Origin of the sequence: Vibrio sinensis, assembly GCF_003605645.1 — a bacterium.
GTDB classification, from domain to species: domain Bacteria; phylum Pseudomonadota; class Gammaproteobacteria; order Enterobacterales; family Vibrionaceae; genus Vibrio; species Vibrio sinensis.
The window spans coordinates 1-19,970 of the sequence record NZ_QVMU01000042.1 but is presented as its reverse complement, the minus strand read 5'-3'; the positions used below and the strand labels follow the sequence as shown (position 1 = coordinate 19,970).

At 42.6% G+C, this 19,970-nt stretch carries 21 protein-coding genes and 1 tRNA gene; 19 read left to right on the top strand and 3 right to left on the bottom strand.

Annotated elements, in window-relative coordinates:
• Positions 1–71: 71 nt before the first annotated feature.
• Positions 72–147 (top strand) — tRNA-Gly (locus DZ860_RS22920).
• Between the two features lie 928 nt (positions 148–1,075).
• On the opposite strand, the gene queG is transcribed toward DZ860_RS22920, so the two are convergent.
• Positions 1,076–2,197: a tRNA epoxyqueuosine(34) reductase QueG gene (gene queG / locus DZ860_RS22915; protein ID WP_120035567.1), complete on the bottom strand. Its 1,122-nt coding sequence runs from the start codon at positions 2,195–2,197 to the stop codon at positions 1,076–1,078.
• A 221-nt stretch (positions 2,198–2,418) separates the two neighbouring features.
• Between queG and tsaE the strand changes: the two genes are divergently transcribed.
• The 9 genes from tsaE to DZ860_RS22870 all read left to right on the top strand — a co-directional run bounded on the left by tsaE (position 2,419) and on the right by DZ860_RS22870 (position 12,082).
• Positions 2,419–2,883, top strand: coding sequence for a tRNA (adenosine(37)-N6)-threonylcarbamoyltransferase complex ATPase subunit type 1 TsaE (gene tsaE, locus DZ860_RS22910; protein ID WP_120035565.1), 465 nt, complete (start codon positions 2,419–2,421; stop codon positions 2,881–2,883).
• Positions 2,877–4,613: a LysM peptidoglycan-binding domain-containing protein gene (locus DZ860_RS22905; protein ID WP_120035563.1), complete on the top strand. Its 1,737-nt coding sequence runs from the start codon at positions 2,877–2,879 to the stop codon at positions 4,611–4,613. Before tsaE ends, DZ860_RS22905 begins: the two co-directional genes overlap by 7 nt.
• A gap of 83 nt (positions 4,614–4,696) precedes the next feature.
• Positions 4,697–6,814, top strand: a complete 2,118-nt coding sequence (gene mutL, locus DZ860_RS22900) for a DNA mismatch repair endonuclease MutL (RefSeq protein WP_120035561.1) — start codon at positions 4,697–4,699, stop codon at positions 6,812–6,814.
• Positions 6,811–7,737 carry a tRNA (adenosine(37)-N6)-dimethylallyltransferase MiaA gene (miaA, locus tag DZ860_RS22895; RefSeq protein WP_120035560.1) on the top strand — a complete coding sequence of 309 codons (927 nt, stop codon included), beginning with the start codon at positions 6,811–6,813 and terminating at the stop codon, positions 7,735–7,737. Before mutL ends, miaA begins: the two co-directional genes overlap by 4 nt.
• A 206-nt stretch (positions 7,738–7,943) precedes the next feature.
• Positions 7,944–8,207, top strand: coding sequence for an RNA chaperone Hfq (hfq, locus tag DZ860_RS22890; RefSeq protein ID WP_120035558.1), 264 nt, complete (start codon positions 7,944–7,946; stop codon positions 8,205–8,207).
• A gap of 43 nt (positions 8,208–8,250) precedes the next feature.
• A complete protein-coding gene (gene hflX / locus DZ860_RS22885) occupies positions 8,251–9,540 on the top strand; it encodes a ribosome rescue GTPase HflX (RefSeq protein WP_120035556.1) in 1,290 nt (429 codons plus the stop codon).
• Positions 9,541–9,585: 45 nt separating this feature from the next.
• Positions 9,586–10,773: an FtsH protease activity modulator HflK gene (gene hflK / locus DZ860_RS22880; RefSeq protein ID WP_120035554.1), complete on the top strand. Its 1,188-nt coding sequence runs from the start codon at positions 9,586–9,588 to the stop codon at positions 10,771–10,773.
• 2 nt (positions 10,774–10,775) lie between these two features.
• Positions 10,776–11,759, top strand: coding sequence for a protease modulator HflC (gene hflC / locus DZ860_RS22875; RefSeq protein ID WP_120035552.1), 984 nt, complete (start codon positions 10,776–10,778; stop codon positions 11,757–11,759).
• Positions 11,760–11,896: 137 nt separating this feature from the next.
• A complete protein-coding gene (locus DZ860_RS22870; protein ID WP_120035550.1) occupies positions 11,897–12,082 on the top strand; it encodes a DUF2065 domain-containing protein in 186 nt (61 codons plus the stop codon).
• Here DZ860_RS22870 and DZ860_RS22865 read toward each other — a convergent pair.
• Together DZ860_RS22865 and DZ860_RS22860 are read right to left on the bottom strand one after the other, a co-directional pair.
• Positions 12,079–12,306, bottom strand: a complete 228-nt coding sequence (locus DZ860_RS22865) for a SlyX family protein (RefSeq protein ID WP_120035548.1) — start codon at positions 12,304–12,306, stop codon at positions 12,079–12,081. The two genes, DZ860_RS22870 and DZ860_RS22865, sit on opposite strands and share 4 nt — an antisense overlap.
• Before the next feature lie 6 nt (positions 12,307–12,312).
• Complete coding sequence (locus DZ860_RS22860) at positions 12,313–13,290, bottom strand: WD40 repeat domain-containing protein (RefSeq protein ID WP_120035546.1); 978 nt, start codon at positions 13,288–13,290, stop codon at positions 12,313–12,315.
• Positions 13,291–13,426: 136 nt separating this feature from the next.
• Between DZ860_RS22860 and fkpA the strand changes: the two genes are divergently transcribed.
• The 9 genes from fkpA to DZ860_RS22815 all read left to right on the top strand — a co-directional run.
• Positions 13,427–14,215: an FKBP-type peptidyl-prolyl cis-trans isomerase gene (gene fkpA / locus DZ860_RS22855; protein WP_120035544.1), complete on the top strand. Its 789-nt coding sequence runs from the start codon at positions 13,427–13,429 to the stop codon at positions 14,213–14,215.
• 184 nt (positions 14,216–14,399) lie between these two features.
• Complete coding sequence (locus DZ860_RS22850; RefSeq protein WP_120035542.1) at positions 14,400–15,122, top strand: helix-turn-helix transcriptional regulator; 723 nt, start codon at positions 14,400–14,402, stop codon at positions 15,120–15,122.
• The gene (gene tusD, locus DZ860_RS22845; RefSeq protein ID WP_120035540.1) at positions 15,119–15,514 is read left to right on the top strand and encodes a sulfurtransferase complex subunit TusD; all 396 of its coding nucleotides are present in this window, start codon (positions 15,119–15,121) and stop codon (positions 15,512–15,514) included. Before DZ860_RS22850 ends, tusD begins: the two co-directional genes overlap by 4 nt.
• On the top strand, positions 15,511–15,867 hold the full coding sequence (gene tusC, locus DZ860_RS22840) for a sulfurtransferase complex subunit TusC (protein WP_120035538.1): 357 nt from the start codon (positions 15,511–15,513) through the stop codon (positions 15,865–15,867). The genes tusD and tusC overlap by 4 nt, the downstream gene beginning before the upstream one ends.
• Before the next feature lie 9 nt (positions 15,868–15,876).
• Complete coding sequence (gene tusB, locus DZ860_RS22835; RefSeq protein WP_120035536.1) at positions 15,877–16,152, top strand: sulfurtransferase complex subunit TusB; 276 nt, start codon at positions 15,877–15,879, stop codon at positions 16,150–16,152.
• A gap of 179 nt (positions 16,153–16,331) precedes the next feature.
• Positions 16,332–16,706 carry a 30S ribosomal protein S12 gene (gene rpsL, locus DZ860_RS22830; RefSeq protein WP_120035534.1) on the top strand — a complete coding sequence of 125 codons (375 nt, stop codon included), beginning with the start codon at positions 16,332–16,334 and terminating at the stop codon, positions 16,704–16,706.
• Positions 16,707–16,800: 94 nt separating this feature from the next.
• A complete protein-coding gene (rpsG, locus tag DZ860_RS22825; protein ID WP_120035532.1) occupies positions 16,801–17,271 on the top strand; it encodes a 30S ribosomal protein S7 in 471 nt (156 codons plus the stop codon).
• A 137-nt stretch (positions 17,272–17,408) separates the two neighbouring features.
• Positions 17,409–19,508 carry an elongation factor G gene (fusA, locus tag DZ860_RS22820; RefSeq protein WP_120035530.1) on the top strand — a complete coding sequence of 700 codons (2,100 nt, stop codon included), beginning with the start codon at positions 17,409–17,411 and terminating at the stop codon, positions 19,506–19,508.
• A gap of 153 nt (positions 19,509–19,661) precedes the next feature.
• The coding region (locus DZ860_RS22815) for a GTP-binding protein (protein ID WP_243641906.1) at positions 19,662–19,970 on the top strand (309 nt) is incomplete at its 3' end.

The window sequence follows — 19,970 nt, the reverse complement described above, 5'->3', positions numbered from 1 at the left end:
ACCCGAAGGTCGTAGGTTCAAATCCTGCTCCCGCAACCACATTAAGAGTAATTGCTTTAGCGATTATTCATGCGACACTAGCTCAGTTGGTAGAGCGCAACCTTGCCAAGGTTGAGGTCATCGGTTCGAACCCGATGTGTCGCTCCAATTTTAAATGGAAAACCGTATAACTTGATTCTTTATCTTATTTAGTGAGAACTGAGCTTATACACCGTTTCTATTTCTTATTAGAAACACATACAGAACTCGGTAAACCGTAGTATTGTATGTCGCACTAAAAATGAATCCCTAGCAAATTGAAATTCAATCATTGTCATAATGATGAATTTTGCTCCTTATAATAAAGGACGAGTTTGCAGGGATTTTTATTTTTAAGAAATAAAATGGTAGGTGAACTTCCAGATACAATATTGACGTAAAATAGAGTGATACGAACCTGTAGCTTAACGGCAATAGAAGTTCAAATTAGGCTCTCTCAGTCAATTTCAAACGGTAATTAATACATAGGTATTGGTTACGACGGAACTGCATAATAATGCTGCTCTCCGTTCCTCTGGCTTACAATTAGCCATTGCTCTTTCCTAATGCTGCGAAGCATAAAACCCCATATAGATTCTACTCATCTTATTTAAGAGTGAGAGTATGGATACCTCTGATTGCAGGTTTTTTTATAAACTTAGTATCAGTACAGGTAGGCCTTATTTTATCTAAGTTATCAAGAATAGTTAACAGAGTTATCCACATATTTATATTGTGGATAAGTTGGTGTATAAGCTGATTTTTAGCTATGTATAAATAGATAAAGTAAAGATCTTTTCGTTAGAATCGAACATTGTGATTTTTTATCATTGCTGTGTAACGCAATGATAATAAAGGGGTTTGCTCTTATTTTTTGACTGATCACTATTCAATATATGGATCGTTAAGTGCTGTTTTTTTGATCCTAGTCATTTCTCTATATTGTGATTAACTTTTATTGAATCACCTTTGATGTGAGTGGATGAATTATTTTTCCACATCTAAAATCTTAGAGTTAATTCAAATAATTACTTTGTTTATCTCGACCATTTTTATTCTAGGCATCCCTTGGTAGGCCTTTTTCAATTACTCGAATGAGTCTTTCCTTTTTGTTGTCTTTAGTCAGGCTTGTATGAAGTTGGGCTGTCTGTTGCTCAATAGCCCAGTTAAGATGTACATCTAACAATTCACTTATCCCTTTTCGGCTTTCCAGCGCTTCAACGAATGCGTATGAGTAGGGAGCGTTACCGATAGCAATAGCGATGTTTCTTAACCATTGCTGGTGACCAATTCGTCGAATGGCAGAACCTTCCATATGTTTTAGGAAATAAGCTTCATCCCACATGAACATCTGTAAGAGATCGGGTTGTTGAAGAGACTCTCTTCGATGAAAATCAGATTGCTTCGTCAAATCGGCATATCGGTTCCACGGACAAACAAGCTGGCAATCATCACAACCATAAATACGATTTCCCATTGAACGTCGGAACTCTTCTGGAATAATACCGTCATATTCAATAGTTAAATAAGAGATGCATTTTCTCGCATCAATAATGCCATCAGATAGAATGGCATTGGTTGGACATGATGTTATGCAAGAAGTGCATTTACCACATTGGTCCTCACTCGGCTTATCAGTTGGCAGAGGAAGATCAATCAATAATTCGCCAAGGAAAAACCAAGAACCACATTCTTTGTCTAGAATGAGTGAATGTTTTCCTGTCCATCCTAGTCCAGATTTTTGAGCTAAAGGACGTTCTAAGATAGGAGCGGAATCGACAAAGGGACGAAAACTGTATTTCCCTGCTTCCTGTTCAATACGTTCAGCGAGTTTTTTAAGTTGATTACGGATCAATTTATGATAATCACGGCCAAGAGCATAGCGGCTAATATAGCCTTGAGTCGGATCTGATAGATTACGAGCAAAGTGCGCTTCTGGTGGTAAGTAATCCATTCGAGCACTAATAACTCGGATTGTGCCTGGCAGTAGCTCATCAGGACGAGCACGCATCATACCGTGTCGTGCCATCCAATCCATGCTGCCATGGTAGCCATTATCTAGCCATTGCTGGAGCGGCGCTTCATGTTCGCTTAAATCAACGTCACAGATACCGACTTTTTGGAAACCAAGTTCTTTGGCCCAGATTTTTATATCATCGGCAAGTTTTTGATAGTTCATCATGCTGCGCTCTAACGGAAAGGGGGCGGATCTTACAAGATCTTATAGTTGGGATCTAGCTAACAAGCGTTGAAAATATCATCAATAATTTTATATTTTTCGTTTTACTTACAGAAGAGAGCTTGTCTCCCATTTCCAACCCAGTTTACTATTCCGTTTCTTTTGATTTTTATATAGTCCCTACAGGGTAAATAAACCCGCCAATTTAGAGAACACTACTCATGAGCATGAAAGAATTCGCCCTTATAGATGAGCAAGCAACGATTCAGCTAGGAACGGCGCTAGCAAATTTGTGCTCTCAGCAGACCACCATCTATTTACATGGTGATCTTGGAGCAGGAAAAACTACATTTAGCCGTGGTTTTGTTAGAGCACTAGGCCACATTGGAAATGTAAAGAGTCCAACTTATACCTTGGTTGAGCCCTATCAGTTAGATAAGTGGCAGGTATATCATTTCGATCTTTACCGCTTGGCTGATCCTGAAGAGCTGGAATTCATGGGGATCCGAGATTACTTTACTTCTGATGCGATTTGCTTAGTTGAATGGCCAGAAAAAGGGGTAGGCATGCTGCCAGCCGCTGATATGGATATTGAATTACGCTACCATGGTGAGCAACGAGTTGCGCATCTTGTGGCAAACAATAATTATGGCCAGCAATTACTTAACCAGTTGGAGTTATGTTGATCTCTCAGTCATTTCGAGCGTTTACGCTCGCACTAACGTTCACATTATTTTTCATTCCGAGTCTGGTATGGGCGAATGCATTGGAGGGGTTACGCGTATGGCCGTCTCCAGACGAGACTCGTGTTGTGATCGATCTAACTTCTGAGGCTCAGTACAGTTATTTTACATTATCGAGCCCAGAACGTGTTGTCGTAGATCTTAAGCAGACGACGCTTAAAACCAAATTACCAGTGGTTGTTAAAGATAGCCCGGTGCTGACAAAAGTCCGTAAGAGTTCACCTCCTGAAAAGGGGACATACCGCTTGGTGTTTGAACTCAAAAAGAAATCTACCGCTCAGGTCTTTAAGTTAGCGCCCACACCTGGTGGGCAATATGGTCACCGTTTAGTTATTGATTTCTCCCATGGAGAACAATCTTCAACGGTACCCGCTAAATCGGTATCTAAACCGACCGGAACAGTCAGTCGTGACGTTTCTCAGTTACTGGGGACAGACGATATTGTGGTCGCCATTGACGCTGGACATGGCGGGGAAGATCCTGGCTCTATCGGTCCATCTAGAAAATATGAGAAACATGCGACTCTCGCGATATCTAAGAAAATAGCCGATCAAATCAATGCAATTCCGGGGATGAAAGCGGTACTGACGCGTCGTGGTGATTACTATGTCAATTTGAACAAACGTTCGCAGATCGCACGGAAAAATAAAGCGCACCTATTGGTCTCGGTTCACGCAGATGCGTTCCACTCACCGAAGCCTCGAGGTGGTTCTGTCTTTGTTCTGAATACTCGCCGAGCTAATACTGAGATCTCTCGATGGGTTGAAAACCATGAGCAGCAGTCGCAACTGTTAGGTGGTGCAGGCGAAGTACTTGCAAAAAATAATAATGATAAAAATGTCAGTCAAACCTTACTCGATCTGCAGTTTAGTCACTCGCAAAAAGAGGGCTACAACGTTGCTAAAGATATTCTTCGTGAAATGGGTAAAGTGGCACATTTGCATAAGAAAGAGCCCGTTAATGCGAGTTTGGCGGTTTTAAAATCACCAGATATACCATCCGTTCTTGTTGAGACTGGGTTTATATCAAATCCTTCAGAAGAGCGATTACTATTCCAAAGAAGTCACCAAGACAAACTGGCAAAAGCGATTGCCAAAGCCATTGTGCAGTATTTTGAAAGTAATCCGCCAGAGGGAACTTTATTTGCCAATCGAGGCAAAGCGATTAAACACAAGGTCACGCGTGGTGAATCGTTATCTCTGATTGCTAAGAAGTATCGCACATCGACGAAAGCAATCATGCAGGCGAATAAGTTGAAGAGTTCGAGCTTGGCAATTGGTCAAGTACTGACGATTCCAGGGGCTAAAGTTGCATCAACAACCAAGACTTCTCCACCGTCGCTAGCAACTCCGTCAATCGCGACAAAAACGGTTGTACATGTTGTTCAGCGGGGTGATTATCTTGGGAAAATAGCCAGTAAGTATAAGGTTTCCGTTTCGAGTATTAAGCGTCAAAATAATTTGAGAAGCGATACATTGAAGTTGGGGCAAAAACTCAAAATTACGGTGGATATCAAGAATCTCCCTGTACGGAAACATACTGTGAAAAAAGGTGAGTTTTTAGGAAAGATTGCTGGGAAATATGGTGTCACTGTAAGCAGTATTCGTGAAGCTAATCGTCTACGCTCAGATTCTTTAGCCGTGAATCAGATTTTGATTATTCCAAGTAACTAGTTTTTAGAAGAAATGAATTTGCCCAGTAACTATTTCTTCAACTAATAACTATTTTTCAAGTAATAAATGGTGTTGTGCCTGATATGACAATAAAAATTCTTCCAGCTCGGCTGGCAAACCAAATTGCGGCAGGTGAAGTGGTTGAGAGACCGGCTTCTGTTGTAAAAGAGTTGGTAGAAAATAGCTTGGATTCTGGCGCTACCCGTATTGATATTGATATCGAAAAGGGGGGCGCTAAGCTAATCCGAGTCCGTGATAACGGAAAGGGCATCGACAAAGAAGAGCTTGGGTTAGCACTTAGCCGTCATGCAACGTCTAAGATCCATACTCTAGATGATCTTGAAGCGATCATGAGTCTTGGGTTTCGTGGCGAAGCCTTAGCAAGTATCAGTTCGGTTTCTCGTTTAACACTGACTTCTCGTCCTGCGACGCAGGAGCAAGCTTGGGCTGCCCATAGTGAAGGTCGAGATATGCAGGTAAAACTGCAACCGAGTGCTCACCCGATAGGCACTTCGGTTGAAGTGGTGGATCTTTTCTTCAATACCCCTGCACGTCGTAAGTTTCTTCGCACGGAAAAAACAGAGTTTGCACATATCGATGAGCTGATCAAACGAATTGCTTTAAGCCGATTTGATGTGACCATCAATTTACGACATAACGGCAAGTTGATTAAGCAATACCGAGCGTCGAAAACCGACGCCCAAGCTGAAAAGCGTATTGCCACTGTTTGTGGCAATAACTTTGTTCGTCATATGCTAAAAATTGAGCTTGAACATCAAGGGTTAAAATTACATGGATGGATCACTACACCTGATGGTGCTCGTCAGCAAAGTGATCTGCAATACTGCTATGTTAATGGACGCATGATGCGTGACAAGCTTATTAATCATGCTATTCGTCAAAGCTATGAGACGAGTTTGAGAGCTGAGCAATTTGCCACCTATGTTTTGTTTATTGAGATAGATCCCCATCAGGTTGATGTGAATGTTCATCCTGCAAAACATGAAGTTCGTTTTCATCAAGCTCGATTAGTGCATGATTTTATTTATCAGGCATTAAGTGATGCTTTAGTCCAAAGTGCCTCGATTGATAAGCCAAGTACCAGCAAATCAGCTTTCCACCATGCGCAATCATCTCAATCAGAAGATCAGAGTTCATCTCGAGGTGGCAATGTCCCTGAGCGAGTTTATCAAGCGATCGAGAATACGCCGAGTTACCCAGGTAAACAAACCAGTGAGTATTCTTCTGATCAGATTGGTGAGCGTGTCGTTAAAAATGAATGGAACAATTCGGGGCGTCAAACCCCCTCTGAACGTGCAGAGAATATTGATCGTGAGGAGAATATTGGCCGTGAAGCTAATGTGAATCATGAACGAATTAGTCATCAACGCCAGAATAGCTCGGTGCCATATCAAGCAAAATCATCACCTAGCCATCAAGAGTTAACGGCATATAAGGCATTGTTAACGACACCAGAGGTGCCAAAAGACGATATTGAATTCGCAGTTCGCCAATCTCAGCAGAGCGTTCGAGCGCATTCTCAACAACCCTCTTCTCAGCAACTATCACACCAGCAAACATCACAACAATTTGATCAAGATATACCTCAGCAGCAAGTGCAACTAAGTGATGAATTAAAGGTCTTAGGCAAAGCGATTTGTATTGTTGATGGGCGTTATGTACTGCTAGGTGATAAGCAAGGGGCTCATTTATTGTCATTGGCACGCGCTGAGTGGTTGCGTGTCTATGGGCAATTAACCGTAACCAATGAAAGCTTGAAGAGTCAGCCTTTACTCGTACCTTTGTCGTTGAAACTCGATGAAGATCAGATTCAAATTAGCCAAACTTATCAGGCGATGTTGAATCAATTGGGCATTGAAACTAAGCTTCGACCTAATAAAGCATTGATGGTTATGGGTGTGCCTCAACCCTTGCGTCAACAAAACTTACAACAGTTAATTCCGGATCTGTTATCTTACGCTGTTTGCCACTTGCAAAGTAATCCGAATCTGAGTACCAAGGAATTGTCAAAATGGTTGGCTAACCAAATTACTCAAGTGAAAAGCGACTACACTTTGTCAGAAGCGATTCAAATTATTGCTGAACTTGAACTTTTGTGGCAAGGACAGCTACCTTTACAGGATCGTACATTTGTCCGATCGATAGATTTTTCTGCCACTATTGCAGCTTTGACTTTATGACTAATGAACTACCTTTAGCCCTGTTTTTGATGGGGCCTACCGCATCAGGTAAAACTGACTTAGCAATACGTTTACGCCAAAAATATCCAATTGAAATCATTTCTGTTGATTCAGCCTTAATTTATAAAGGTATGGATATTGGCACCGCAAAACCAGATGAACATGAATTGGCATTAGCTCCTCATCGTCTCATTGATATTTTAGATCCTTCCGAATCTTATTCGGCTGCGGATTTTCGTCGTGATGCGTTGAAAGAAATGAACGCGATTGTTGCTGAGGGTAAGATTCCATTATTAGTCGGTGGAACAATGCTTTACTACAAAGCATTGTTAGAAGGATTATCACCATTGCCGGCTGCAGATCCTGAAGTGCGAAAGCAAATCGAGCAGGAAGCGGAAATATTGGGATGGAAAGTACTTCATGAACAATTACGTGATGTAGATCCGATCTCTGCTGAGAGAATCCATCCTAATGACCCACAAAGATTGTCTAGGGCATTGGAAGTTTACCGGATTTCAGGTAAAACTCTTACTGAGCTTACTCAAATAAAAGGCGAAGAATTGCCGTTTAGAGTTAAGCAATTTGCAATAGCCCCCAAGGAAAGGGCTGAGTTGCATCGCCGAATAGAACTTCGTTTTGATAAAATGATCAAATCTGGTTTTGAAGAAGAAGTCAAAGCGCTTTATGCGCGAGAAGATCTTCATGCTGATCTACCATCCATTCGTTGTGTCGGTTACCGACAGATGTGGGATTACTTGGATGGAGATTGTTCATTAGACGACGCAGTTTTTCGAGGTGTATGTGCAACTCGTCAATTGGCCAAGCGACAAATTACCTGGTTACGCAGCTGGGATAATTTAACTTGGTTAGATAGTGAGAACATTGAACAGTCACTAGAAACCCTATCGAATGCAATAGCATGAGATGCTTTTCGCTGTGTATAATGTGATCGCTTTTGCGTGAATGTACTCTGTAAAGGATCTGTTACTTGAAATTTGGGCGCAAAGACGTCATAACAGGTAATAACAGGGTGTTTTTTATACATTTAGCTTCAGATGCATAAGCGCACCTAAACGTGGTACACCACTAGCTAAATAACTAGAACATAATTACAAATAAGGAAAATAAAATGGCTAAGGGGCAGTCTTTACAAGACCCATTCTTAAACGCATTACGTCGTGAACGTATCCCAGTATCAATCTACCTAGTAAATGGCATTAAGCTACAAGGTCAGATTGAATCTTTTGATCAATTTGTGATCTTGCTGAAAAACACTGTGAACCAAATGGTTTATAAACATGCTATCTCTACAGTAGTACCTGCTCGTCCTGTAAGTCATCACAGCGGTGAGCGTCCTCAAAATGGAGATCGTCCAGAGAAATCAGAAGATTAATTCTCTGCGTACGAGCATTAGTATTACTTTAAGGAGTTGATGCTTGTTTGACCGTTATGAAGCCGGTGAGCGGGCCGTACTTGTTCATATCAACTTCGCGCAAGAAGGGGAATGTGAAGATCTCAGTGAATTTGAAATGCTGGTATCTTCAGCGGGTGTGGCTGCTTTAGAAGTTGTTACGGGCAGCCGTCGTTCCCCGCATCCTAAATACTATGTCGGAGAGGGTAAAGCTCAGGAAATTGCTCAAGCGGTGCAGTTAGCTGGTGCTGATGTGGTTATTTTTAACCACGCCCTTTCACCTGCCCAAGAACGTAATCTCGAAATGTTGTGTAAATGTCGTGTATTAGATCGTACTGGTTTGATACTTGATATCTTTGCTCAACGTGCCAGAACTCATGAGGGTAAATTGCAGGTAGAGCTTGCTCAACTGCGACATATCTCTACTCGATTGATTCGTGGTTGGACCCACCTTGAGCGACAAAAAGGTGGGATCGGTTTACGTGGACCAGGTGAAACACAGCTCGAAACAGACCGACGTTTATTGCGTGAACGAATTAAAACGATATTGCGTCGCTTAGACAAAGTAGCCAAGCAACGTGAACAAGGTCGCCGAGCTAGAAACCGAGCGGAAATTCCCACTATTTCATTAGTCGGTTATACCAACGCAGGGAAATCTACGTTATTTAACCGTATCACTGAAGCAGGGGTATACGCAGCCGATCAGCTTTTCGCGACATTAGATCCGACACTTAGAAAAATCGAACTTTCTGATGTTGGACCTGCGGTATTAGCAGATACAGTAGGATTTATACGTCATCTTCCCCATGATCTTGTTGCTGCTTTTAAGGCAACGTTAAAAGAAACGCAAGAAGCTGACATTTTGTTACATGTTGTTGATGCTAGTGATGACCGTTTTCGTGAGAATATTCGTGCTGTAGATGATGTATTGCTAGAGATTGATGCCCATGAGGTGCCATCTCTTATCGTCATGAACAAAATAGATAATCTCGAGAGTCAAACTCCTCGCATAGAACGAGACGATGAGGGAATTCCTCGTGCGGTCTGGGTCTCTGCAATGGAAGGACTTGGTATTGAATTGCTTTTTGAAGCGTTGACTGAGCGCTTAGCAAGCGAAATGGTTCAATATCAACTACAGATTGCACCTGAGTATCAAGGGCGCTTCCGTAGTGTTTTCTTCCAAATGAAATGTATTCAACGAGAAGAATATGATCAAGATGGTAACTTGTTGATAAATGTCCGCATGCAACAGGTAGATTGGTCTAGACTTGAAAAAAGAGAAGGGGCAGTTTTACGTGACTTTATAGTTACTTAAATGACTGCTACAGTATAACGTCATATCAAATGATGGAGCTTTCTAATGGCGTGGAATGAGCCTGGTAATAATAACGGCGACAAAGGCCGCGATAATGACCCATGGGGTAATAATAATCGTGGTAACAAGGGTGGCCGTGATCAAGGGCCGCCGGACTTAGACGAAGTCTTCAATAAACTGAGTCAAAAACTAGGTGGCAAATTTGGCAATAAAGGCGGAAAAGGTCCGTCAATTGGTGGAGGCGGAGCTATTGGGCTGGGTCTCATCACAGCGGTACTCGTAGTCGCTTGGTTTATCTCTGGCTTCTATACCATTGGCGAAGCTGAACGCGGCGTCGTTCTTCGTTTAGGCAAGTACGATCGCGTGGTCGATCCTGGTCTAAACTGGCGTCCTCGATTTATCGACGAAGTTACCGCTGTTAACGTTCAAGCAATCCGTTCGCTTCGTGCTTCTGGTACGATGCTAACTAAAGATGAAAACGTTGTTACGGTAGGTATGGATGTTCAGTACCGTGTTGCTGACCCATATAAATACCTTTACCGTGTAACGAATGCGGATGACAGCTTACGCCAAGCAACAGATTCTGCGCTACGTGCTGTTATTGGTGACTCTCTAATGGATAGCATTCTAACGAGTGGTCGTCAGCAAATTCGTCAAAATACACAAGAAACGCTGAACAGTATCATTGATAACTATGATATGGGCTTAGTGATTGTTGATGTGAACTTCCAATCAGCACGTCCACCTGAACAGGTAAAAGATGCGTTTGATGATGCTATTGCGGCTCGTGAGGATGCGGAACGTTTTGAGCGTGAAGCAGAAGCTTACCGCAACGATATCTTGCCTAAAGCTACGGGTCGTGCAGAACGTCTGAAGAAAGAAGCATTAGGTTACTCTGAACGCGTAACTAACGAAGCGCTAGGTCAAGTAGCTCAGTTTGAAAAACTATTACCAGAGTATCAATCGGCACCGAAAGTAACTCGTGACCGTTTGTATTTAGATACGATGGAAGAAGTTTATTCAAATACCTCGAAAGTGCTGATTGATTCTGAATCGAGTGGCAACCTGTTGTATTTACCGATTGATAAGTTAGCTGGTCAAGATGGTTCAACTCAAACTAAACGTAGTACGAAATCAACCTCTGCTTACGACCAAATTGAGCTTGAGTCTAAACAAGTTACACCAGTAGACAATTCATCTCGTTCATCTGATTCGCGCCAAGGGAGATACTAATAATGCGTAAGTTAATGATCCCTGTACTGGTTGTTGCTTTAGCTCTTATGCTGATGTCAATGTTTGTGATTCCAGAGGGAGAGCGTGGCATCGTAATTCGTTTTGGTCGAGTATTGAAAGACAATAACGAGATTGCACGTATCTACGAGCCGGGTTTGCATTTTAAAATGCCACTGTTTGATAGTGTGAAAACATTAGATGCACGTATTCAAACAATGGATGGCCGTTCGGACCGTTTTGTAACATCAGAGAAAAAAGACGTAATCATTGATACGTACGTAAAATGGCGTATCGAAGATTTTGGTCAATATTACCTTGCAACAGGTGGCGGCAATACGCTGACAGCTGAAACGCTATTAGAGCGTAAGGTAACAGACCTTTTGCGTTCTGAAATCGGTTCTCGTGAAATTAAGCAAATTGTGTCAGGTCCACGTAATAAAGATGTACTGCCTGCTGACGGTAACATCGATAACGTGGCAACAACTGAAGCAGCAAAAGAAGCTTTAGAGATTGATGGTGAACGTGATGTCATCATGTCTAATGTATTGAATGGTTCTCGCCAAAGTGCAATGGATGACTTAGGTGTGCAAATTGTTGATTTCCGAATGAAGAAAATCAACTTACCAGACAACATTAGTGACTCTATCTACAAGCGTATGCGAGCAGAGCGTGAGTCAGTAGCAAGAAAATTCCGTTCTCAAGGTCGTGAAAAAGCCGAAGTCATCCGTGCTCAAGCTGAACTTGAAGTTGCGACAGTGCTGGCTGAAGCCGATAAAACGGCTCGTGTTACGCGCGGTACTGCTGATGCAGAAGCAGCAAGAACCTATTCTGATGCATACAGCAAGGATCCAGAGTTCTTCAGTTTCTTACGCTCACTGAGAGCCTACGAGAAGTCATTTAGTGAGAAGAGTGATATCTTGGTGTTAGATCCTAACAGCGAATTCTTCCAATACATGAATAATTCGAAAGGTCTTCCTGCGAAGTAATCGAAAATAGTTAAATCAAAGGCTCCTAGATATAGGAGCCTTTGTTGTTTTTACTGGTACAAGATTCAAGAAATGTCGATAGGCATTGGTTCAATGCAAAGCAGTTTTAGCATCAACAATTAACAAAGAGAAAGTGAATGTCGGATTCAATTTGGTTAGCGTTTGGTTTGGTTTTGGTCGTCGAGGGGTTAGGGCCGTTAATTGCCCCTAATGGTTGGCGTAATATGGTTGCTCAGTTGAGCCAACAACCAGATAACCAATTAAGAAGAGTAGGTGGGTGTCTGGTTGTTACGGGGCTCGTCATCGCTTACTGCGTGACTTAATAGTGAGGAGGTGGTGTTTCTTCTGATGGATCAGCAAGATTGGAATTATCCATGTTCTTTACTTTTCCAACCACGTACTTCATTTGGTCTTTCATTGTGCTGATAAGCAGTTGCTGCTGGCTCAGCGCATCATTTAAAGCATCAATCGTTTGTTCTTGAAATGCTAATTGGCATTCCAAGTCATTGATGCGATCTTCTAGTTTGTGTAATTGCTTTTCGCTCATGACGTTTTAATCCAGTTTCCAAGCTTGAGCAATACCGGCAGAACTTCCCGTAATCACTCGATTATGTTCATCAAAGGCCGCATCATACACTACAGCACGGGGAGGGCGTGTATCTTTTAATGCATCGACTTCAAAGCTATCTACACGTTTTCCTGATTGCGTATCCCACACCATAACTCGACTTGATGGCGTACCCGTGACGAGAAACTTGCCATCATCTGAGAAGCGAGCAGTCGAGAAAATTAACTGACGAGAAAAGCTCTTCAATTGAGAGATGGATTGCCCTGTTCGTAAATCCCAGACGTCCGCTTGATTGCCACCATCTGAAGAAAAAGCGTATTTCCCATCACGTTGTAAAGCGACTCGGTTGACGCGTTGTTCATGTTCAAATGTTGCGAGAATTTGTCCTGTTTTAGTGTCCCAAAAATTCGCTTTATGATCATTGCCTCCCGATAGCGCAAAACGACCATTAGGTGATAAAGCAACAGAGTTGACTTTTTCTTGGTGAGCAAGGAACTCCATTCTTCTTCCGGTGACTAAATTGACGTAGATTGCTTTACCATTTGAGAGTCCGAGCAAAACTTGTTCGCCATTGTTCGCTATGTCCACATCTCGAATCTGGCCATCAGAAATGGACCACAAACCTTCAGCTTGAGTCCAAGCGAGATCCCAAACGGCAAAATTGTCTTGGCTTGCTGTGATGGCATATCGGCCATTATCTGAAATACGGATACGAGAGACGGTGCTCTCTTGAGGATCTTGTGCGCCGAGTTCGGCTAATTTTTGTGAATTCTCTAGGTCCCATAACACTAAATGGTGTTGCTTAGAGTAAAGCAGCGCGAAGCGAGCATCTCTGCTTAGCGCAAAACTGGTGGTACCCTTGGGTTCGAGATCCCAACGTTTTTCATTATCAGAGTAGAAAAAACAGCCATTTAACGCTGTAATGACAAAGATAGAAAATAAGGTGCTAAAAATTATACGCATCAAGTTCAAATATCCACTTGGTTTTCGTGTTTTCATACGCATATTAGTTATATTGGTACAACATGCTTATGTGCACCAGTTTTTCTATAACAAATGTGTGCGAAGATCAAAAGGTTACCCATAATTGGAGAATTCAATGAAATCAGTGTTTAAAGTGTCACTGCTTGCGGCGACAGTGATGTTAGCCGTTGGCTGCCAAAAAGAAGAAGAGCCAAAAGTAGAAAAGGCACCAGCTGTAGAGCAAGTTCAAACTGAATCAGCAGAAGCAGTTAACTTTGCAACTGAAGATGATAAAGCAGCTTACGCGATCGGTGTTTCATTTGCTAACTACTTGAGTGCAAGTTTAGATAAGCCTAATGAAATCGGCATTACATTGAACAAAGATATGGTTTTGAAAGGTATCGAAGATGTCTTTGCAGGTAAGCCTGGCTTGAACGAAGAAGAGACTCGTCTAGCACTCGAAGCATTGGATAAGCGCGTTGCAGAAACGATGCAAAAGAAAGTAGAAGAAGCATCGGCGCAAGCGAAGAAAGCGGGTGATGATTTCCGAGCTGAATTTGCTAAGCAAGAGGGTGTTGTAACGACTGACTCTGGTTTGATGTACCAAGTACTGACTCCTGCTGAGGGCAAAAAGCCAAAGAGTACAGATACTGTTGAAGTAAATTACAAAGGTACTTTAATCGATGGCACTCAATTTGACAGTTCTTACGATCGTGGCGAACCAGCTGCGTTCCCATTGAACCGAGTCATCCCAGGCTGGACAGAGGGCGTACAGTTAATGCCAGTAGGATCTAAGTTCAAGTTTGTTATTCCACCAGAGCTTGCTTACGGTACTCAAGACACACCAACAATTCCAGCTAACTCAACGCTAGTATTTGAAGTTGAGTTGTTGAAAGTCGGTAACGATGCTCAAGCTGCTCAATAAGCACTATGCATAATTAAAAGGCCTGACTATGTCAGGCTTTTTTGTTTTTCACTCTGCCATCTATTGCATACTAGTGGTAAATATTTGTTCTAAATCACTTGTTGGCGGCTTTGCTAGGTGTATATTCAAATTTTCTGATAAACTTACAGAGATTTGTTGATTTTTCGCTCGAAGGCTAAATTAAGTGACAACTACAGAAACTTTAAACATGGATATGCTGCTCGAAATGGAATCGGTCACGGTTAAACCATTCAGTGAGCACGATAAAATTATCCTCAGATCTTATGAGGCAGTGGTAGACGGTATTGCAAGCCTTATTGGACCTTTTTGTGAAATCGTTCTTCACTCATTAGAAGACTTGAATACTTCAGCTATTAAAATTGCTAATGGTGAAAATACAGGTCGTCAAGTAGGATCGCCAATCACAGATCTGGCATTGAAAATGCTCAAAGACATCGAACGTTCAGAACGTAACTTTTCACGCTCTTATTTTACTAGAGCGAAAGGTGGCGTTTTGATGAAATCTATCACCGTTGCGATTCGAAATGGTGAAAATCGTGTAATTGGCTTGTTGTGTATCAACGTTAATTTGGATGCGCCATTTTCACAAATTCTTCAATCTTTTATGCCGAGTGAAGAAGCGAAAGATGCTGCATCATCAGTCAACTTTGCTAGTGATGTGGAAGAGCTGGTGGATCAGACAGTTGAACGCACCATTGAAGAGATTAATGGTGATAAGACAGTGTCCAACAATACCAAAAATCGCCAGATAGTTATGGAACTGTATGACAAAGGAATTTTTGATATCAAAGATGCGATCAATCGTGTTGCAGACCGCCTGAATATTTCGAAGCATACAGTCTACCTTTATATTCGTCAGCGTAAAACTGAGGATGGAGAGGATTGAGTTCTTTAACTTACACCTTGGTCGTCAATAGTCCGGTTTATGGTCGTCAATCCGCTCGTAGTGCTTATCAATTTGCGTTAGCGTTGATTGAACAAGGTCATAAATTAGTGAGTGTATTCTTCTATCAAGATGGTGTTAGTAATGCCACCGCTTTGAGTGTGCCTGCGAATGATGAGTTTGATCTTGTTAAAGCATGGCAGTCTTTAGCTAAAGAGCACAACATTCGCCTTGAAACCTGTGTTGCAGCGGCTTTACGCCGAGGTATCGTTAGTTCAGAAGAAGCCAAACTACATTCACTACCTCAATGTAATTTGGCCGATGGCTTTACGCAAGCCGGTCTGGGTAGCCTCGCTGAGGCGATGCTAACTCAAGATAGAGTGATACAGTTTTGAGTCAACTAACGTATTTATTTACCAGTGCGCCACACTCATCGAGTTCAGGTCGTGAGGGCGTTGATGCATTATTAGCGGCATCAGCATACAGCGAAGACATTAGCGTCATTTTCATGGGAGATGGCGTGTATCAGCTCTTACTTGGCCAGCAAGCGGATAGCATACTTTGTAAAGATTATGCCCCAATGCTTAAGCTATTTGAGTTGTATGATATTGAACAGGTCTATGTGTGCCAAACCTCATTAACAGAACGCGGGCTAACCCAAGCCGATCTAATTATTGATGCTGAACGTTCTTCATACGAACAGATTCGCGATGTGCTTCAGCAAGCTGGAAAAATTTTGACATTTTAAGAGAACATCATGTTACATATTTTAAAGTCTTTACAGCAAATTGCCCAAGTGGCAGCGATGTTTTCAGCCAATGACGAAATTCTTCTAACAGAAGAGGCTGTATACGCAGCTAACAGCCATCACCCCGTATTTCCAATTATTAAGTCAATGAAGTGTAGCGTTCTTAAAAACGACGCACAGGCGCGTGCAATGATGAATCGTGTTAGTCCCTCACTGACGGTTGTCGATTATGAACAATTTGTCCAGTTGACGGCTTATTACGATAAATCCTTAACTTGGGAATAGCATATTTTTGCTAATGCCCCCTTTTTTCACGCGACGAAACACTCGTTGTACAAAAAAGATCTGTATATTTCTTGACACACCTCTCACTGCTGCATAGAATTTTGCGTCCCTAACTGCCACTGGCAAATAGGGCTAGATTTTTCACAAAGCTTACTTTCAAGTAATTCAGGAGCTAGTTAATGGCAACTATTAACCAGTTGGTACGCAAGCCTCGTGCAAAGCAAGTTGTTAAAAGCAACGTGCCAGCACTAGAAGCGTGCCCACAAAAACGTGGTGTATGTACTCGTGTTTACACTACTACACCTAAAAAACCTAACTCAGCACTTCGTAAAGTATGTCGTGTTCGTCTAACGAACGGCTTCGAAGTGACTTCGTACATCGGCGGTGAAGGTCACAACCTTCAAGAGCACAGTGTTGTTCTAATCCGTGGCGGTCGTGTAAAAGACCTTCCGGGTGTACGTTACCACACAATCCGTGGTGCACTTGACTGTGCAGGCGTAAACGACCGTAAACAGGCTCGTTCTAAGTACGGTGTTAAACGTCCTAAGTCTTAATGGATTCCGTTAAGTAAGGCCAAACACTAAATTATTAAATTTTGAAGAAACTGAAAAGTTTTGGATAACCTGAAAAAGACAACGGAGAATATCCATGCCACGTCGTCGCGTTATTGGTCAGCGTAAGATCCTTCCAGATCCTAAATTCAAATCTGAATTGCTGGCAAAATTCGTTAACATTCTTATGGTTGACGGTAAAAAATCTACTGCAGAGAAAATTGTTTACACTGCACTAGACACTATGGCTGAGAAATCTGGTAAAGATCACTTAGCTGTATTTGAAGAAGCTCTTGAAAACATTCGCCCAGCGGTAGAAGTTAAATCTCGCCGTGTAGGTGGTTCAACTTACCAAGTACCTGTAGAAGTTCGTCCGGTTCGCCGTAACGCACTTGCTATGCGTTGGGTAGTTGAAGCTGCGCGTAAGCGTGGTGAAAAATCTATGGCTGCACGCCTAGCTGCTGAAATGCTAGACGCGTCAGAAAACAAAGGTACTGCGGTTAAGAAACGTGAAGACGTTCACCGCATGGCTGATGCTAACAAAGCATTCGCACATTACCGTTGGTAATACCTTTCAGTGCTGCGGGAATCCCTGCAGCACTTCTTTAGTTCCTATGCATATGCTAGGAACTATTGCTATATCTAGGGCCTGAGTATTTTCAGCTTTGAATTTAGCAATAGTCCCTAAGTTAAGAGGATTCAACCGTGGCCCGTAAAACTCCTATTGAGCGCTACCGTAATATCGGTATCTGTGCGCACGTAGATGCAGGTAAAACCACCACAACTGAACGTATTCTGTTCTATACCGGTCTTTCTCATAAAATCGGCGAAGTTCATGATGGCGCTGCTACTATGGACTGGATGGAGCAAGAACAAGAACGTGGTATCACGATCACTTCTGCTGCAACAACGACTTTTTGGCGTGGTATGGAAGCACAATTCCAAGATCACCGCGTAAACATCATTGATACACCTGGACACGTTGACTTCACGATTGAAGTTGAACGTTCTCTTCGCGTGCTTGATGGTGCAGTTGTTGTGTTCTGTGGCTCATCTGGTGTTGAACCTCAGTCTGAAACTGTATGGCGTCAAGCTGATAAATACCAAGTGCCTCGCCTAGTATTTGTCAACAAAATGGACCGCACAGGCGCAGACTTCTTGCGTGTTGTCGACCAAATTAAAAACCGTCTTGGTGCGAACCCTGTTCCGATCCAACTTAATGTTGGTGCAGAAGAAGATTTCAAAGGTGTTATCGACCTAATCAAGATGAAAATGATCAACTGGAATGACGCCGACCAAGGCATGTCGTTTGATTACGACGATATTCCAGAAGACATGTTAGAGCTTGCAGAGGAATGGCGTAACAACCTAGTTGAATCAGCAGCTGAAGCTAACGAAGAGCTTATGGATAAGTACCTTGAAGAAGGTGAGCTTACCGAAGCTGAGATTAAACACGGTCTTCGTACTCGTACACTTAATAACGAAATCGTACTAGCCACTTGTGGTAGTGCGTTCAAAAATAAAGGTGTACAAGCGGTACTTGATGCAGTGGTTGAATACCTACCATCTCCAGTTGATGTTCCTGCAATTAAAGGTATCGACGACAATGGAAATGAAGTAGAGCGTCATGCAGACGATAACGAACCATTCTCAGCATTAGCGTTCAAAATTGCAACGGACCCATTTGTGGGTACGTTAACTTTCATGCGTGTTTATTCTGGTGTCGTAAACTCAGGTGATGCTGTTTACAACTCAGTGAAAGAAAAGCGCGAGCGTTTTGGCCGTATCGTACAGATGCATGCTAACAAACGTGAAGAAGTGAAAGAAATTCGAGCAGGCGATATTGCTGCTGCGATTGGTCTGAAAGATGTAACGACAGGTGAAACTCTGTGCGACCAGAACCACAAAGTGATTCTAGAGCGTATGGAATTCCCAGAGCCAGTTATTCAGATCGCAGTAGAACCTCGCTCTCAAGCCGATCAAGATAAGATGGGTATCGCGCTAGGTAAACTAGCTGCAGAAGATCCTTCTTTCCGCGTGGAAACGGACGACGAGACAGGTCAGACTCTGATCTCAGGTATGGGTGAACTTCACCTTGATATCATCGTTGACCGTATGAAACGTGAATTCAGCGTTGATTGCAACGTTGGTAAACCTCAGGTTGCTTACCGTGAAACCATTCGTGGTTCTGCGGAAGTGGAAGGCAAGTTCGTTCGTCAATCTGGCGGTCGTGGTCAATACGGTCATGTATGGATCAAACTTGAACCTGCTGAACTGGGTGAAGGTTTTGTCTTTGTCGATGAAATTGTGGGCGGTTCTGTTCCTAAAGAGTTTATTAGCTCAGTAGCGAAAGGTATCGAAGAACAAATGAATAGCGGTGTATTAGCTGGTTATCCTGTATTGGATATCAAAGCAACGCTATTTGATGGTTCTTACCATGATGTCGATTCAAGCGAAATGGCGTTTAAAATCGCTGGTTCAATGGCATTCAGGAAAGGTTCGCTTGAAGCGAACCCAGTTATTCTTGAGCCTATGATGAAAGTTGAAGTAACCACTCCTGAAGATTGGATGGGTGATGTTGTAGGTGATCTTAACCGTCGCCGCGGCATGATCGAAGGTATGGATGAGGGCAACGCTGGTCTTAAGATCATCCGAGCTCAAGTACCTCTTTCTCAAATGTTTGGTTATGCAACTGATCTACGTTCTGCTACTCAAGGTCGTGCGTCTTACTCTATGGAATTCCATGAGTATGCGGAAGTACCGAAGAATTTTGCAGAAGCAATTATGTCGGAACGTGGCTATTAATTAATTGTATTGTTCGTAAAAGTCTACGACTTTTTTTCGAGATCAATGCGTCCAAATATTGCGCTGACGAACGTTGGCGCATAAAATGGCAAATTCTGGCGCGTCGAGATCAATAATGATCACGGCGAATCATAACTAGGAAGGAACACGATCGTGTCTAAAGAAAAATTTGAACGCGTAAAACCGCACGTAAACGTTGGTACTATCGGCCACGTTGACCACGGTAAAACTACTCTAACAGCTGCAATCTGTACTACTCTATCTAAAGTATACGGCGGTTCAGCACGTGACTTCGCATCTATCGATAACGCTCCAGAAGAGCGCGAGCGCGGTATCACAATCTCTACTTCTCACGTAGAGTACGACACTCCATCACGTCACTACGCACACGTAGACTGTCCAGGACACGCGGATTATGTTAAAAACATGATCACTGGTGCTGCACAGATGGACGGCGGTATC